Here is a 435-nt window from a genome sequence, read left to right as displayed (position 1 = left end):
GGCCATGGCCCTGACCAATCTGTCGGCCAGGTTGATCGAGAGCTGTTTTTTCCTCGGCCACGATCCGCAACGCTATTTGCTCCGGTTTCATCCCGACGCCGGGTTTGTCGGGCTGCTGGGTGAAGGCCTGCTCAGCTTCGACGAGAGTGCGCGGATCTGTTCGGTGAATGCGGCGGCGCTGGATCTGTTGGGCCTGAGCCGCGAGCAGATGGTCGGGCAGTCGTTGACCATGTTGCTGGAAACGCCGATGGAGCAGTTGCTCGATCAGGCCAGTGCTCAGGCGCACGTCTGCTGGCCGATGCGCCTGGCCGACGGGCGCTTGTTCTACGGCCAGTTGCGCGAACCGATCCGCTCCGCGCCGTTGACCCTTGCGCCTGTCCCGCCAATCAAGGATGAGCGCGTGTGCCTGGAAGACCCGCGCCTGCAACGCGGATT

At 63.9% G+C, this 435-nt stretch carries 1 protein-coding gene; it reads left to right on the top strand.

The annotated features are described in order from the left end of the window. The coding region (locus J5M71_RS28745; protein ID WP_207839073.1) for a PAS domain-containing protein at positions 1-435 on the top strand (435 nt) is incomplete at both ends.

It is taken from the genome of Pseudomonas sp. 43(2021) (assembly GCF_017490805.1).
Lineage (GTDB): Bacteria > Pseudomonadota > Gammaproteobacteria > Pseudomonadales > Pseudomonadaceae > Aquipseudomonas.
The sequence above is the reverse complement of the archived record's forward strand: the minus strand, read 5'-3'. Positions and strand labels throughout refer to the sequence as shown.